Here is a 14,893-nt window from a genome sequence, read left to right as displayed (position 1 = left end):
GTCCCGGCCCGGCGGCGTGCGTCGTCAGGCGGCGGTCACGCGCAGCCGGTCGCCCGGTCCGACCGCCAGCAGGTCGGCGGCCCGGCCGCCGTTCATCGACACCGCGACCAGCCCGGCCGAGTCGACATGCACCACCAGGTCGCCGGGCGGCGCGTCACCGAAGGTCCGGCCGTGCACCGCGGGCTGATGCCCGACCTGGACGGCGGCGGGCAGCGGCTCCAACAGCGCGGCCGGCGCGGCGAGCTGCACGTTGCCGAAGTGGTCGACGGTCAGCACCTCGGCGGTGAAGCCGTCCGCCTCCGGGCGCACCAGGGGAGCCGGCAGCGTCACCAGGGTGTCCGGCTCGACCGCCGGGCCGGCGTCCGCGAGCGGCGCGCCCAGTGCCAGCCGGGCCGCCACCGGCGCGAACACGTCCCGGCCGTGGAACGTGGCCGACACCCGTGGTGCGAGCCACTCCGGGTTCGTCAGCTCCACGGCGGCCCGTACGCCGCCGAGCGCCGCCGCGGCGTCCAGCAGCAGCCCGTTGTCCGGCCCGACCAGCAGGCCGTCGCCGGCGGCCAGGGCGATCCCGCGCCGCGCGGTGCCGACGCCCGGGTCGACGACCGCGACGTGGACGCCCGCCGGCAGGTGTGGCACGGTCTGCGCGAGCACCGCCGCGCCCCGCCGCACGTCGCCCGGAGGCACCAGGTGGGTCACGTCGATGACCCGGGCCGGGGGCGCCAGCCGGGCGATCACCCCGTGGCAGGCCGCCACGAAGCCGTCGGCGAGGCCGTAGTCGGTGGTGAAGGAGATCCAGGGCGTCGGCGCCATGGGACGAAAGGCTAGTCCCGCTCGGTGAGCCGCAGCTCGAGAACCAGCTCGTCGTGCAGCGGGATGCCGTCGATCGCGCCCATGTCCCGCCTCTCGGCTCGACGCCGTGCCGCGGCGGATCGTACCCGCAGGTCGGGAGGCGTGCGGCGGGTCGGTGCCGGCGGATGTCGGACAGTCCACTGGCCGACCGGCCCATGCCACCGGCGACCGGGGTTGGCAGACTGCCAGGGTGACCAACCGGACCCTGCCCGCCGTCGCGGTGCTCGCCATCGCCACCGCTCTGACCGCCGCCTGCGGCGACGACAACGACAAGGCCTCCGGAGGAGCCTGGGGCGACGGCTCGCGGCCGCCGGCCGCCGCCTCCGCGCCACCCGGTGATGCGTCGGCGCCGGGCGACGCGGCGGGGCCGGCCGCGACCGGCACCACCGAGCGCCGGCCGACGAGCGTGCCGAAGGCGGTGCTGCCGTCCCGCCTGAGCACCGCACCGGGGGCGCGGGAGGTCGTCGCCGCGTTCAAGGCGGCCGGGCTGAAGGTCTCCGACCCGAAGGACCGGTCGGTCGACTGTGGACCGGACGGTCTCGGTCTGGGCTGCTCGGAGCTGATCGCCACCGACGGTGTGACGGTGTACGTGTTCCCCGACGAGGTCAGCGCCAGGGAGATCGCGGAGACCTGGGACGGCCAGTCGTTCCAGCGGGGTGCCGTGGTGCTCAACTATCTGGACGCGAAGACGCCGGCCGCCGACCGTCCGAAGTACGAGAAGGTGCTCACCGACCTGCGCTGACCGTGCGGCGCCCGTCGCCCTGAACCGTCAGCCGCTGGGGTTACCCGCAAGCCGTCAGCCGCGCAGCCGCAGCCCGCGGGGCGTGGCCCGGAAACCGGCGGCGGTCAGCGCGTCGCGCAGGGGCGACGAGTGCACCGCCTCGCCGTCGGCCCGCTCCACCGAGATCACCCCGAGCGCTCCGGAGTGGACCACGTCGGCGAGCGCCTTGCCGGCCGCGGCCAGCGTGTCGGCGTCGTCGGTGAAGGAGAGCAGGGTCCGGCCACCCCGCTCGACGTAGAGCACGAGGTCGCCGGCGACCAGCACCACCAGGGCACCGGCCTTGCGGCCGGCCCGGTGCCCGGTCGCCGGTGCCGCGCCGTCGCCCGAGTCGACCACCCGCTCCGGCCAGGGCAGTGCCGCGCCGTACGGGTTGGCCGGGTCGGTCGCGGCGAGGACCAGGGCCGGCCCGCCACGGCCCCGGCCCCCGTCGGCCGGGTCGGCGAGGGCGCGGAGCCGGTCGACCGCGCCGGGCACCGCGAACTGTGCGGCGCCGAGCCCCTCGACGAAGTAGCCGCGACGGGCGGCCCCCCGCTCCTCCAGCGCGGACAGCACCGGGTAGACGGCGGCGAAGCCGCCGCTCACCTGCTCGGCGACGACCGCGCCCCGGGTCACCACCCCGTGCCGTTCGAGCAGCACGTCGGCGAGGGCGGCGGCCCGGCGGGTGGGATCGGTGTCCCGTTCCGGGAGGCGCGACCACCGGCCGGCGACCGTGGGAGGCCCGCTGCGCGTCGGCAGCGCGACCCGGCCCGGGCGCCGGTACCGGGTGCGCGGCGCGGCCGGGCGGGACCGGTGGGCACCACCGCCACCGAGCACCGCCCGCAGCGGGGCGAGGGTGTCGTTGGTGAGGTGGCCGGCCCAGACCAGATCCCAGATGGCGGCGGTCAGGGCGGCGTCGTCCGTGGAACCGACGCGGTCGGACAGGGACCGGAAGAACAGCGCCTGCCCGTCGCCGAGGGCGTCGAGCACCGCGTCGTGCAGCGGGGTGCGGGTGAGCGACTCGTCGGGCGGGGGGAGCAGCAGCGGGGCGGTGTCCGCGTACGCGAGGGTGACCCAGCCGTCGCCGCCGGAGATCGCCCCGGAACCGGCCCACACCACCTCCCCGCTGGCGCACAGCTCGTCGAGCTGGGCGGGGGAGTAGTCGGCGACCCGCGCCGGCAGCACCAGCCGTTCCAGTGCGGACGCGGGCACCGCCGCGCCCTGCAACTGCTCGACGGCCGCGGCGACCGCCTCCACCCCGCGCGCCGAGGAGCCGACCTGCTGCCACCGCGGCAGGAACGTGGCCAGCGCCCGGGGCGGCACCGGCTCGATCTCCCGGCGCAGCGCCGCGAGGGACCGGCGGCGCAGCATCCGCAGCACCTCGGCGTCGCACCACTGGGTGCCGACCGTGTCGGGCGCGAACTCCCCGGACACCACCCGGCCGGCGGCTGCGAGCCGGCGCAGCGCCTGCTCGACCACGAACACGCCGAGCCCGAACCGGGCCGCGCAGGTGGCGGCGGCGAACGGGCCGTGGGTGCGCGCGTACCGGGCGACGAGATCGCCGAGCGGGTCGGCCACCGGCGCCAGGTACGCCTCGGCCACGCCGACCGGCAGCGCCACGCCGAGCGCGTCGCGCAGGCGGGCCGCGTCCTCCACACCGACCCAGCGCTCCTCGCCAGCGATGCGGACCCGCAGCACGCGCCGCGCGGCCTCCAGCCCGGTCAGCCACTCCGTCGGCACCCCGCGCGTCGCCAGCTCCTCGGCGGTGAGGTCACCGACGACCCGCAGCAGCTCGACCACGTCCTCCGCGTCGCGCGGGCGGCGCTGGTCGGTGAGCCAGCGCAGCTGGAGTTCGGTCTCGGTGAGCACCGCCGGGTCGAGCAGCTCCCGCAGGTCGACCCGGCCGAGCAGTTCCCCGAGCAGCGCCGAGTCCAGCGCGAGAGCGGCGGCGCGCCGCTCGGCGAGGGGGGCGTCGCCCTCGTAGAGGAAGGCCCCGACGTAGCCGAAGAGCAGGGACCGCGCAAACGGCGACGGCTGCGGGGTCTCCACCTCGACGAGGCGCACCTTCCGCGCTGCCAGCTCGCGCATCAGCGTGGCGAGCGACGGCTGGTCGAAGACGTCCTGGAGGCATTCCCGGGCGGCCTCCAGGGTGACCGGGAAGTCCGCGTACTCGCGGGCGACGTCGAGCAGTTGCGCCGCGCGCTGCCGCTGCTGCCACAGCGGCTGGCGGCGGCGCGGATCCCGGCGGGGCAGCAGCAACGACCGGGCGGCGCACTCCCGGAACCGGGCCGCGAACAGCGTCGACGTGCCGACCGACTCCTCGACCAGCTGGGCGATCTCGTCGGGCTCGAAGACGACCACGTCGGCACCGGGCGGCTCCTCCGCGGTGTCCGGCAGCCGGACGACGATGCCGTCGTCGGAGGGCATCACCTGGGCGTCCACCCCGTACCGCTCGGTGAGCCGGCGGCCGATCGCGAGCGCCCACGGCCCGTTGACCCGGGCGCCGAGCACGCTGTGCACGGCGAGCCGCCAGTCGCCCAGCTCGTCGCGGAACCGCTCCACCACGACCGTCCGGTCGTCCGGCAGCGCCCGGGTGGCCGCCTGCTGCTCGCGCAGGTACGCCATCAGGTTGCCGGCGGCCCAGTCGTCCAGCCCACCGGCGCGGAGCGCGGCGACCGCCTCGTCGTCACCCTGCCGCAGCAGGGTGCGGACCCGGGAGCCGATGGCCCGGCCCAGCTCCACCGGGCGGCCCGCCTGGTCGCCCTTCCAGAAGGGCATCTTGGCCGCCTGCCCGGGCGCCGGGGAGACGAGCACCCGGTCGGGGGTGATGTCCTCGATGCGCCAGGACGACGAGCCGAGCAGGAACACGTCGCCGACGCGGGACTCGTAGACCATCTCCTCGTCCAGCTCGCCGACCCGCGCGGCCCGCTCCGCCCCGGCCAGGAAGACCCCGAACAGGCCCCGGTCGGGGATCGTGCCGCCGCTGGTCACGGCCAGCCGTTGGGCGCCGGGTCGGCCGGTCAGCACGTCGGTCGCCCGGTCCCACACCAGGCGGGGACGCAGCTCGGCGAACGCGGTGGACGGGTACCGCCCGGAGAGCATGTCCAGCACGGCGTGCAGGGCCGAGTCGGGCAGCTCGGCGAAGGGCGCGGCCCGGCGCACCACCACGGCGAGGTCCCCGACCCGCCACGGATCGAGGGCCACCATCGCGACGATCTGCTGGGCCAGCACGTCCAGCGGGTTGCGCGGGTAGTGCAGCTCCTCGATCGCACCCTCGGTCATCCGCTCGGCCACCACCGCGCAGGAGAGCAGGTCTCCCCGGTGCTTGGGGAACACCACGCCCCGGGACACCGCGCCGACCTGGTGCCCGGCGCGGCCGACCCGTTGCAGGCCGGCGGCCACGCTCGGCGGGGCCTCGATCTGCACCACGAGGTCGACCGCGCCCATGTCGATGCCCAGCTCCAGGCTGGAGGTGGCCACGACCGCGGGGAGCTGCCCGGACTTGAGCGCCTCCTCGATGTGTTTGCGTTCCTCCCGGGAGACGCTGCCGTGGTGCGCCCGCGCGATGACCGGGGGTGCGCCGGCCACCGCGCCGGCCTGCGCCATCAGCTCGGCCGGTGGCCGGTTGAACCGCGCCGGTCCCACCGGCCCGCCCCGGGCGCCGCCACCCGCCCGGGCGTCGGGGCTCGTCCCGGCACCGCCCGCCGGACCGGTGCCGGCGATCTCGTCGGCCGCGAGCTCGTTGAGCCGGGCGCAGAGCCGCTCGGCCGAGCGGCGTGAATTGGTGAAGACGATGGTCGAGCGGTGCGCCCTGATCAGGCTGAACACCCGCTCCTCCACCGCCGGCCAGATCGACGCCCGGCGCGAGCCGAAGCCGCCGAGGTCGTCCTCGGGCGGCTCCTGCTCGTCGAGGCGCGTCATGTCCTCCACCGGGACCTGCACGCCGACCTCGATCGTCTTGGCCGTGGGCGGGGCGACGACGTCGACCGGCCGGGCGCCGCCGAGGAAGCGGGCGCAGGTGTCGACCGGGCGGACCGTCGCGGACAGGCCGATCCGCTGGGCCGGGGCGGGCAGCAGCTCGTCGAGGCGCTCCAGCGACAGCGCGAGATGGGCTCCCCGCTTGGTGCCCGCGACCGCGTGCACCTCGTCGACGATCACCGTCTCGACGCCGCGCAACGAGTCCCGGGCGGCGGACGTGAGCAGCAGGAACAGCGACTCCGGGGTGGTGATGAGGATGTCCGGCGGCGTGCGGGCGAAGGCACGCCGCTCGTCGGCGGGGGTGTCCCCGGTGCGCATCCCGACGGTGATGTCGGGCGGGGTGAGGCCGAGCCGGGTGGCGGCCTGGCGGATGCCGGCGAGCGGGGTGCGCAGGTTGCGCTCGACGTCGACCGCGAGTGCCTTGAGCGGGCTGACGTAGAGCACCCGGCAGCGCTGCCGGGGGTCGGTCGGGGCGGGCTCGCGCGCCAGCCGGTCGAGCGACCAGAGAAACGCGGCGAGTGTCTTGCCGGAGCCGGTGGGCGCCACCACCAGGGCGTTGCGCCCGGCGCCGATGGACCGCCAGGCGCCGGTCTGCGCCCCGGTCGGCGCGGCGAACGCGGCGGTGAACCATTCCCGGGTGGCGGTGCCGAACGCGGCGAGCGCGTCGCCCGTCGTCGGCCCGCCCGCGTTTCCCGTCACCTCCGCCACGCCTTCCATCCTGCCTCGGCGGTGTGACAGTCACGTCGACGCGCCGTGCCTTCTGTCCGGCTCATCGGCAAAAGCGACGGATATGACAATGAATACGTTAAGTCTTACTTAACTGCTTGCTTGTGACCCACAACATAAAGTAACTTCACTCGCGACGCGGGCGCGGGTGGAGGGGATCGGATGGCTGTCGAGGAGCGGAATGTCGAGCCCGGCACCGACGTGCTCATCCGCAAGGTCGACAGTCATCTCGCCGCCGTCCGCGCCGGCCTGACCGGGCCCGAGCTGGAGCTCGCCGAGCGGCTCGCCCACGCGCTGCGCGAGCTGGTCGTGTCCACCGCGCGGGCCAGCGCCGCCGACCGGGGCCGGGTCCGCGCCGCCGTGCACTTCTTCGTCCTGCGCCGGGAGAGCAAGGGGCGGCTGCTGTCGGTGCGCTCGCTCGCCGCCGCCCAGCGGGTGGTCAACCGGGTCGTGGTCCAGCTCGGCCGCCCCGACCTGCTCGTCGAGACCCGCCGCGACCGCCCGGCCCGCGAGCCCGCACCGGTCGCCGCCGACCGCGCCACCGACCTCGCCGACGCCGAGGTCGCCGCCCGCTGACGAGCCCGGGCGTCCGCCCGGTCACCCGGCGATCCGGCGAATTCCCGCAAAACAACCCCGCCCCCCGGCGATCTGGCGTCTGATCGCACCTGGGGCACGGTTCGTGGCGTCGATCCGGCGGAGGCCGGCCGGCACCCACCACGCCCCAGGGTCTGACGCCGCCACCCGGGCGGCCCGCGCGGTGCGGCCCGCCCGGCGCGCCGCCGCCACCTCGACGGGGAGTGCGGGTGCTCGTACTGCTGATCCTCCACCTCGTGGCGGCGCTCGCCGCGCCGCCGCTCGTCCGGTGGTGGGGGCCCCGCGCGTGCTACCTGCTCGCCCTCGCTCCGGCCGCCGCCTTCGGCTGGGCACTCGCCCGGACGCCGGCCGTCGCCGACGGCGGCGCGGTCGTCGAGACGTACCCGTGGATCCGCCAACTCGGGCTCGAGGTGGCGCTGCGGGCGACCACCCTGTCCTGGCTGATGACGCTGCTCGTCGGCGGCGTCGGGGCGCTCGTGCTGGTCTACAGCGGCCGGTACTTCGCACCCGGCTCGCTCGGCCTGGCCCGCTTCGCGGCCGTCCTGGTGGCCTTCGCCGGCGCGATGCTCGGCCTGGTCCTCGCCGACGACCTGCTGCTGCTCTACGTCTGCTGGGAGCTGACGACGATCTTCTCGTACCTGCTGATCGGGCACAGCACCGAGCGCCGGTCCAGCCGGTGGGCGGCGGCCCAGGCGCTGACCGTCACCACGCTCGGCGGCCTGGCCATGCTGGTCGGGTTCGTCATGCTCGGCACGCGCGCCGGCACCTACCGCTGGTCGGAGCTGGCCACCGCGTCGTTGCCGGGCGGGGCGTACCTGGTGACGGCGGTGTCGCTGATCCTGGTCGGGGCGCTGGCCAAGTCGGCGGTGTTTCCGTTCACGTCGTGGCTGCCGGTGGCGATGGCGGCGCCGACCCCGGTCAGCGCGTACCTGCACGCCGCCGCGATGGTGAAGGCCGGCGTCTACCTGATCGGGCTGCTCGCGCCGGCGCTGGCCACCGTCGGGCCGTGGCGCCCGGTGGTCACGGTCGCCGGCCTGGCCACCATGGTCGCCGGCGGCTGGGCGGCGCTGCGGCAGACCGACCTGAAGCTGCTGCTGGCGTACGGGACGGTGAGCCAGCTCGGCCTGCTCGTCGTGGTGGTCGGCGCGGGCACGCCGGACGCCGCGCTGGCCGGCGTGGCGATGCTGCTCGCGCACGCCCTGTTCAAGGCCGCGCTCTTCCTCGTGGTGGGCATCCTCGACCACGGCGCCGGCACCCGGGACCTGCGTGAGCTGTCCGGACTGGGGCGCCGGGAGCCGCTGCTGGCCGCCGTCGCGGTGCTCGCCGCGGCGTCGATGGCCGGGCTGCCGCCGCTGGTCGGGTTCGTGGCCAAGGAGGCGGTCCTCGCCGCGTTCCTCGACCGCCCGGTGGTGCTCGCCGCGCTGGTCGCCGGCACCGCGCTGACCGTCGCGTACAGCGCCCGGTTCATGTGGGGTGCCTTCGGCGATCGGCCCGGGGTCGCGCCGACCGACATCGGCCGGATCAGCGTGCCGCTGCTCGGCCCGCCCGCCCTGCTCGCCGGGGCGGGACTGGTCGCCGGTCCCGCCGCCGGGGTGCTCGACCACGTGCTGCGTCCGTACGCCGAGCTGTTCGGCCCGGCGGCCAAGGACCTGGCGCTGTGGCACGGCCTCAGCCCCGCGCTCGGCCTCTCCGCGGTCGCCGTGGCCGGCGGTGCGGCGCTGTTCGCGGTGCGCGGCCCCCTCGCACCGGTGCTGGCGCGGCTGCACGTGCCGGTCGGCGGCAACCAGGGGTACGAGTGGATCACCCGCCGGTTCGACCGGCTCGCGATCGAAGTCACGGCTGTCACCCAGCGGGGCTCGCTGCCGCAGTACCTCGGCACGATCCTGATCGCGCTCGCCGTGGTGCCGGGCGCGGCGCTGCTCACGGCCCGCCCGTGGCGGGAACGGATCAGCCCGTGGGACAACCCGCTGCAGGTGGTCGTGGTGACGGTGGTCGCCGTCGCGGCGGTGCTGGCGGTCGGCGCCCGGCGGCGGCTCACCGCGATGCTGCTGGTGGGGGTGACCGGCTACGGCAGCGCGCTGCTCTTCGTGCTGTACGGGGCACCGGACCTGGCGCTGACCCAGTTCCTCGTCGAGACCGCCACCATCGCGGTCTTCGTGCTGGTGCTGCGCCGGCTGCCGCAACGGTTCTCGGCCCGGCCGCTGCGCCGCAGCCGGTGGGTACGCCGCGCGATCGGCCTGGCCGTCGGCGTGGTCGCGGCCGGACTCGCCCTGGTCGCCGGCGGCGCCCGGACCGCGCCCACCATCTCCGACGCGTTCCCCGACCTGGCGGTGACCGAGGGCTACGGGCGCAACGTGGCCAACGTGACCCTGGTGGACATCCGCGCCTGGGACACCATGGGCGAACTCGCCGTCCTGGTGGTGGCCGCGACCGGGGTGGCCAGCCTGGTCTTCCAGCGGTCCCGCACCGGCCCCCGGCCCCGGCGCCCCGAGCCGACGGGCCGCGTCAACCGCCCGGGACGGCCGGTGTGGCTGCGCGGCGGACCCACGCTGAGCGAGCGGCGCCGCGCGATCGTGCTGGAGGTGGTCACCCGGCTGATCTTCCACACCGTGGCGCTCTTCTCGCTGTTCCTGCTCTTCTCCGGGCACAACGCGCCCGGCGGCGGCTTCGCCGGCGGTCTGGTGGCGGGCCTGGCCCTCGTGGTGCGCTATCTCGCCGGCGGCCGGTACGAGCTGGCCGAGGCCGCGCCGGTCGGTGCCGGCACCGTGCTCGGCGCCGGGCTCGCCGTCTCGGTCGGCACCGGCGTGGTCGCCCTGCTCACCGGCGCGCCGGTGCTGAGCAGCACGAAGATCAACCTGTCGTTGCCGTTGGTCGGCGATTTCTACGTGGTCACCTCGATCTTCTTCGACGTCGGCGTCTACCTCGTGGTGGTGGGGCTGGCGCTGGACATCCTGCGGAGTCTCGGTGCGGAGGTGGACCGGCACATCGAGGCGGCCGGCCGCGGTGACGGCGGTCTGGTCGTGGACCGCACCGGGGAGGGGAGGTGACATCCGCCGACGTGGGGCCTCCGCTGGCGCTCGTCCTCGCCGTCGGCGTGCTGGTCGCCTGCGGGGTGACGCTGCTGCTGGAACGCAGCCTGACCCGGATCCTGCTCGGGGTCATCCTGCTCGGCAACGGCGTCAACCTGCTCATCCTGCTCGGCGGCCGGCCCGGGGCCGCGCCCGTGGTCGGCACCGCGCCGACCGCCGCGATGAGTGACGCGTTGCCGCAGGCCATGGTGCTCACCGCCATCGTCATCACGTTCGGCCTGACCGCGTTCCTGCTGGCCGTCAGCTACCGCAGCTGGTACCTGACCGGAGACGACGAGGTGCCCGACGACATCGAGGACCGGCAGATCGTGCGGCAGGCCGAGCGCAACGAGGTGGCCACCGCCGACCTCGGCGGCGAGGGCCCGGACGGGGACCCGGAACAGGTCGACCCGGGGCCCGCGCGCCGCCGCCGGGCCGGGGACGCGGACGGTCCGCGATGACGGGGCACGCCGGGAGGCAGCGGTGAGCCGCCTGGTGGCGCTGCCGGTGGTGGTGCCGCTGCTCGGCGCCGCGCTGACCCTGCTGGTGGCCAGTTGGCCCCGGGTGCAGCGGGCGGTCAGCGTCACCTGCCTCGCCGCCACGTTGGTGGTGGCGCTGGTGCTGCTCGCGCACGCGTACCGGGAGGGCCCGGTGGTGGTGCAGATCGGCGGGTGGCGTGCCCCGGTGGGGATCGTGCTGATCGCCGACCAGTTGGCCGCGCTGATGCTGGTGGTCTCCGCGGCGGTGACGCTGTGCGTGCTGCTCTACTCGATCGGGCAGGGCCAGGGGGAGGCCGGCGAGGAGGCTCCGGTCGCCATCTTCCACCCGACCTACCTGGTGCTGACGGCGGGCGTGACCAACGCGTTCCTCGCCGGTGACCTGTTCAACCTCTTCGTCGGCTTCGAGATCCTGCTCGCGGCGAGCTTCGTCCTGATCACGCTCGGCGGCACGGAGACGCGGATCCGCACCGGCTCCACGTACGTGGTGGTCAGCATCCTGTCGTCGATGACCTTCCTGATCGCCCTCGGCCTCGTGTACGCGGCCACCGGGACGCTCAACATGGCCCAGCTCGCGTTCCGCCTGGACGCGCTGCCCGACGGCGTACGGCTGAGCCTCCAGTTGCTGTTGCTGCTCGCGTTCGGCGTCAAGGCGGCGGTCTTCCCGCTGTCGGCCTGGCTGCCGGACAGCTACCCGACCGCCCCGGCCCCGGTCACCGCCGTCTTCGCCGGCCTGCTCACCAAGGTCGGCGTGTACGCGATCATCCGGACCGAGACGCTGCTCTTCCCCGGCGGTCGGGTTGCCGCCCTGCTGATGCTGGTGGCCGGGGCGACGATGCTGGTCGGCATCCTCGGTGCGGTCGCCCAGTCCGACATGAAGCGGCTGTTCTCGTTCACCCTGGTCAGCCACATCGGCTTCATGATCTTCGGGGTGGCGCTGAGCACCGTCGCCGGGCTCTCCGGCGCGATCTTCTACGTGGTGCACCACATCACCATCCAGACCACCCTGTTCCTCGTCGCCGGGCTGGTCGAGGTGCGGGCCGGCAGCACCGACCTGCGCCGGATCGGTGGGCTGTCCCGGGTGGCGCCGTTGCTCGCGGTGCTCTTCTTCGTCTCCGCGATGAACCTGGCCGGCATCCCGCCGTTCTCCGGGTTCCTGGGCAAGCTCGGCCTCTTCCAGGCGGGGGTGGCGACCGGCGGCTCCCTGCCCGGCGCGCTGGTCGCCGCCGGGGCGGTGACCAGCCTGCTGACCCTCTACGTGGCGTCGCGGGTGTGGAACATCGCCTTCTGGCGGGCGCCGCGGCTGGCCACCACCGAGCCGGCGGTGCGCCTGCCGACGCTGATGACCGGTGCGACCGTCGCCCTGGTCGCGCTCGGCCTGACCCTGACCGTGGTCGCCGGCCCGCTCTTCGACGTGACCGCGGACGCCGCCACCGACCTGCTCGCGCGCACCCCGTACGTGCGGGCCGTCTTCCCCGAGGGGGTGCCGTGACCGCCGGATCGCGGACGTCCGAACCGTCGCACGGCCGGGTGAAGCGGTGGCGGGACCGGTTGGTCGCGTACGGGTGGCTGGTGCTGGTCTGGAACCTGCTGTGGGGCGACTTCTCCTGGGCCAACCTGCTCGGTGGGCTGGTGGTGGCCGGCGTGGTGTTGGTGTTCTTCCCGCTGCCGCCGGTCACGTTCGGCGGGCGCGTCCGCGCCGGCCCGCTGCTGGTGCTCGTGCTCAGCACGCTGGGCGAGCTGGTCGCCGCCAGTCTTCGGGTGGCCGCGCTGGCGGTGCTGCCCGGCCACCGGCCGCACAGCGCGATCGTCGCGGTGCGGATGCGCGTGCCCAGTGACCTGAACCTGGCCCTCACCGCGGAGGTGGTGTCGCTGGTGCCCGGCACCCTGGTCCTCGACGTGGACCGGGACGCCGGCACGCTCCACGTGCACCTTCTGGACACCCACGGTTCGCGGCAACTCGCGGAGAACAAGGAGCGGGTGCGCGTCGTCGAGCGGCGGATCGTGCGGGCGGTCGGCTCGGCCGCCGAGGTGCGCCGGCTGGGCCGTCCCGCCGAGAGGGGTACCTGATGATCGTCGTCCTCGCCGTCGTCCTGACCGTCCTGTTCTCGGTCACCGCGCTGCTGGCGCTGATCCGGCTCTACCGGGGACCGTCCCTGCTGGATCGGGTGGTCGCCGCCGACATGCTGCTCGCGACCATGGTCGGGGCGGTCGGCGCCGAGGCCGCGGTGAACCGGCACGCCACGACGCTGCCGGTGCTGGTGGTGCTGTCGCTGCTGGGCTTCGTCGGCTCGGTGTCGCTGGTCCGCTTCGCCGTCCGGGAGGAGCGCTGATGGTGGGGACCGTCGCTGACTTGCTCGCCGCCGTCCTGCTGGTGGCCGGCGCACTGCTCAGCCTGGCCGCCGGGATCGGGGTGCTGCGGTTCCCCGACGTGCTGGACCGGATGCACGCCGCCACCAAGCCGCAGACGCTCGGGGTGCTGCTTCTCCTCGCCGGATTGGCCTTGCGCCTGCGCTCCCCGTCCGACCTGGGGATGATCGCGCTGGTGGCGCTCTTCCAGCTCGCCACCGCACCGGTGGCGGCGCAGATGATCGGCCGTGCGGCCTACCGCACCGGCCGCCTGGACCGGGCCCTCCTCGAGACCGACGAGGTGGACGGACCGGCTCCGCACTGAACCGCGATCCAGCGCGTCGCAATTGCGGCTGGGTGGCGATTCCGACGGCTTGCGTCTTGCCGGCCGGGAAGTCCCACTGCACTCTGCGCAGTGATGGTCATCGATAGATGGCCGGACGGTGCGGTCGCGCCCACCGGCGTGACCGGGACCCCGACCCGGAGGAAGACCCATGAGACCCCGTACCTCCCGCTCCGGCTGGCTGGCCGTCCTGGCCGTCGCGGCGGTGACGGCCGTGGCCGCGCCGTCGGCCACCGCCGCGTCCGTGGACCCGGACGCCGCGCCGGTGCAGGCCGCCGTCGCCGCCCCGGACATCCCGCTGGCCAACGTGAAGGCCCACCTGACGCAGTTCCAGTCCATCGCCACCGCCAACGGCGGGAACCGGGCGCACGGCCGGCCCGGTTACCTCGCCTCCGTGAACTACGTGAAGGCGCAGCTCGACGCCGTGGGCTACACGACGGCCGTGCAGTCGTTCACCTACAACGGCGCCACCGGTTACAACCTGATCGCCGACTGGCCGGCCGGGGATCCGAACGCGGTGGTGATGACCGGGGCCCACCTGGACAGCGTCACCGCCGGACCGGGCATCAACGACAACGGCTCCGGATCCGCCGCCATCCTCGAGGTGGCGCTCGCCGTGCCCCGCAGCGGCTTCACCCCGGACAAGCGCCTGCGCTTCGCGTGGTGGGGCGCGGAGGAGCTGGGTCTGCGCGGCTCGCGGCACTACGTGAACACCCTGCCGACCGCGGAGCGCGCGAAGATCAAGCAGTACCTGAACTTCGACATGGTGGGCTCGCCGAACGCCGGCTACTTCGTCTACGACGGGGACAACTCCGACGGTGTGGGTGCCGGCCCCGGCCCCGCCGGCTCGGCGCAGATCGAGCAGACCATCCAGGCGTACTTCACGTCGATCGGCGTGCCGACCCGCGGCACCGACTTCGACGGCCGCAGCGACTACGGACCGTTCATCTCCGTCGGCATCCCCGCCGGCGGCACCTTCACCGGCGCGGAGGGCATCAAGTCGAGCGCCCAGGCGTCGCTCTGGGGTGGCACCGCGGGACAGGCGTTCGACCCCTGCTACCACCGCTCCTGCGACACGAGCACCAACATCAACGACACCGCGTTGAACCGCAACGCCGACGCGATCGCGTACGCGGTGTGGGCGCTGGCCCAGGCGGCGACCCCGCCGGGCAGCACGGTCTGGAGCGACACCTTCGAGACGGCCACCGGCTGGACCGGGAACCCCGCCGGCACCGACACCGCCACGGCTGGCGCGTGGGAGCGCGGCGACCCCGCCGCCACCACCAGCTCCGGGGTGACCACCCAGCTCGGCACCACGGTCAGCGGCAGCTTCGACCTGGTCACCGGCGCGCTCGCCGGCAGCAGCGCCGGGACGTACGACCTCGACGGCGGGGTCAGCACCATCCAGTCGCCGGCCGTCACGCTGCCGTCGACGGGCACCCTGACTCTCTCGTTCTCCTGGTACCTCGCCCACCTGACCAACGCCAGCAGCGCCGACTACCTCCGCGTCCGCGTGGTCGGGACCGGCACCGTCACGGCGCTGAACGCCACCGGGGCGGCGAGCAATCGGACGGCCGCCTGGCAGACCGGCAGTGCGGACATCTCGGCTCTACGGGGACAGACGGTACGGGTCGTCATCGACGCGGCGGACGCCAGCGGTGCCAGCCTCGTCGAGGCGGCCGTCGACGACGTGACGATCACCCAGAGCTGACCGTGTCACGGGAAGGGTCCC

11 protein-coding genes are annotated in these 14,893 nt (G+C 74.9%); 9 read left to right on the top strand and 2 right to left on the bottom strand.

What is annotated here, in order from left to right:
* Positions 1-24 precede the first annotated feature (24 nt).
* A complete protein-coding gene (locus HCJ94_RS06780) occupies positions 25-810 on the bottom strand; it encodes an S-adenosyl-L-methionine hydrolase (protein ID WP_168000110.1) in 786 nt (261 codons plus the stop codon).
* A 229-nt stretch (positions 811-1,039) separates the two neighbouring features.
* Between HCJ94_RS06780 and HCJ94_RS06775 the strand changes: the two genes are divergently transcribed.
* Positions 1,040-1,591, top strand: coding sequence for a hypothetical protein (locus HCJ94_RS06775; RefSeq protein ID WP_168000109.1), 552 nt, complete (start codon positions 1,040-1,042; stop codon positions 1,589-1,591).
* A gap of 54 nt (positions 1,592-1,645) precedes the next feature.
* On the opposite strand, the gene HCJ94_RS06770 is transcribed toward HCJ94_RS06775, so the two are convergent.
* Positions 1,646-6,301, bottom strand: coding sequence for an ATP-dependent helicase (locus HCJ94_RS06770; protein WP_205800792.1), 4,656 nt, complete (start codon positions 6,299-6,301; stop codon positions 1,646-1,648).
* A gap of 171 nt (positions 6,302-6,472) precedes the next feature.
* Here HCJ94_RS06770 and HCJ94_RS06765 point away from each other — a divergent pair, with 171 nt between their 5' ends.
* The 8 genes from HCJ94_RS06765 (at position 6,473) to HCJ94_RS06730 (ending at position 14,872) form a co-directional block, all read left to right on the top strand.
* The gene (locus tag HCJ94_RS06765) at positions 6,473-6,886 is read left to right on the top strand and encodes a hypothetical protein (RefSeq protein ID WP_240944007.1); all 414 of its coding nucleotides are present in this window, start codon (positions 6,473-6,475) and stop codon (positions 6,884-6,886) included.
* A gap of 227 nt (positions 6,887-7,113) precedes the next feature.
* Positions 7,114-9,951 (top strand): Na+/H+ antiporter subunit A, encoded by a 2,838-nt coding sequence (locus HCJ94_RS06760; protein ID WP_168000108.1) that lies wholly within the window; start codon positions 7,114-7,116, stop codon positions 9,949-9,951.
* Positions 9,948-10,433 carry a Na(+)/H(+) antiporter subunit C gene (locus HCJ94_RS06755; protein WP_168000107.1) on the top strand — a complete coding sequence of 162 codons (486 nt, stop codon included), beginning with the start codon at positions 9,948-9,950 and terminating at the stop codon, positions 10,431-10,433. The genes HCJ94_RS06760 and HCJ94_RS06755 overlap by 4 nt, the downstream gene beginning before the upstream one ends.
* Positions 10,434-10,455: 22 nt before the next feature.
* Positions 10,456-11,961, top strand: a complete 1,506-nt coding sequence (locus HCJ94_RS06750) for a Na+/H+ antiporter subunit D (protein WP_168000106.1) — start codon at positions 10,456-10,458, stop codon at positions 11,959-11,961.
* Positions 11,958-12,539: a Na+/H+ antiporter subunit E gene (locus HCJ94_RS06745; RefSeq protein WP_168000105.1), complete on the top strand. Its 582-nt coding sequence runs from the start codon at positions 11,958-11,960 to the stop codon at positions 12,537-12,539. Before HCJ94_RS06750 ends, HCJ94_RS06745 begins: the two co-directional genes overlap by 4 nt.
* Positions 12,539-12,802, top strand: coding sequence for an MrpF/PhaF family protein (locus tag HCJ94_RS06740; RefSeq protein WP_168000104.1), 264 nt, complete (start codon positions 12,539-12,541; stop codon positions 12,800-12,802). The genes HCJ94_RS06745 and HCJ94_RS06740 overlap by 1 nt, the downstream gene beginning before the upstream one ends.
* Positions 12,802-13,143: a monovalent cation/H(+) antiporter subunit G gene (gene mnhG / locus HCJ94_RS06735; RefSeq protein WP_205800791.1), complete on the top strand. Its 342-nt coding sequence runs from the start codon at positions 12,802-12,804 to the stop codon at positions 13,141-13,143. Before HCJ94_RS06740 ends, mnhG begins: the two co-directional genes overlap by 1 nt.
* A 169-nt stretch (positions 13,144-13,312) precedes the next feature.
* On the top strand, positions 13,313-14,872 hold the full coding sequence (locus HCJ94_RS06730; RefSeq protein WP_168000103.1) for a M28 family metallopeptidase: 1,560 nt from the start codon (positions 13,313-13,315) through the stop codon (positions 14,870-14,872).
* The last annotated feature ends 21 nt before the right edge of the window (positions 14,873-14,893 follow it).

It is taken from the genome of Micromonospora thermarum, from assembly GCF_012034245.1.
Classification (GTDB): domain Bacteria; phylum Actinomycetota; class Actinomycetes; order Mycobacteriales; family Micromonosporaceae; genus Micromonospora; species Micromonospora thermarum.
The sequence above is the reverse complement of the archived record's forward strand: the minus strand, read 5'-3'. Positions and strand labels throughout refer to the sequence as shown.

What these genes read in the sequence shown, in the direction of transcription:
- HCJ94_RS06770 (WP_205800792.1), bottom strand. Translation starts at nt 6,301, where the DNA reads ATGGAAGGCGTGGCGGAGGTGACGGGAAACGCGGGCGGGCCGACGACG.
- HCJ94_RS06765 (WP_240944007.1), top strand. Translation starts at nt 6,473, where the DNA reads ATGGCTGTCGAGGAGCGGAATGTCGAGCCCGGCACCGACGTGCTCATC.
- HCJ94_RS06730 (WP_168000103.1), top strand. Translation starts at nt 13,313, where the DNA reads ATGAGACCCCGTACCTCCCGCTCCGGCTGGCTGGCCGTCCTGGCCGTC.
- HCJ94_RS06780 (WP_168000110.1), bottom strand. Translation starts at nt 810, where the DNA reads ATGGCGCCGACGCCCTGGATCTCCTTCACCACCGACTACGGCCTCGCC.
- HCJ94_RS06740 (WP_168000104.1), top strand. Translation starts at nt 12,539, where the DNA reads ATGATCGTCGTCCTCGCCGTCGTCCTGACCGTCCTGTTCTCGGTCACC.
- mnhG (WP_205800791.1), top strand. Translation starts at nt 12,802, where the DNA reads ATGGTGGGGACCGTCGCTGACTTGCTCGCCGCCGTCCTGCTGGTGGCC.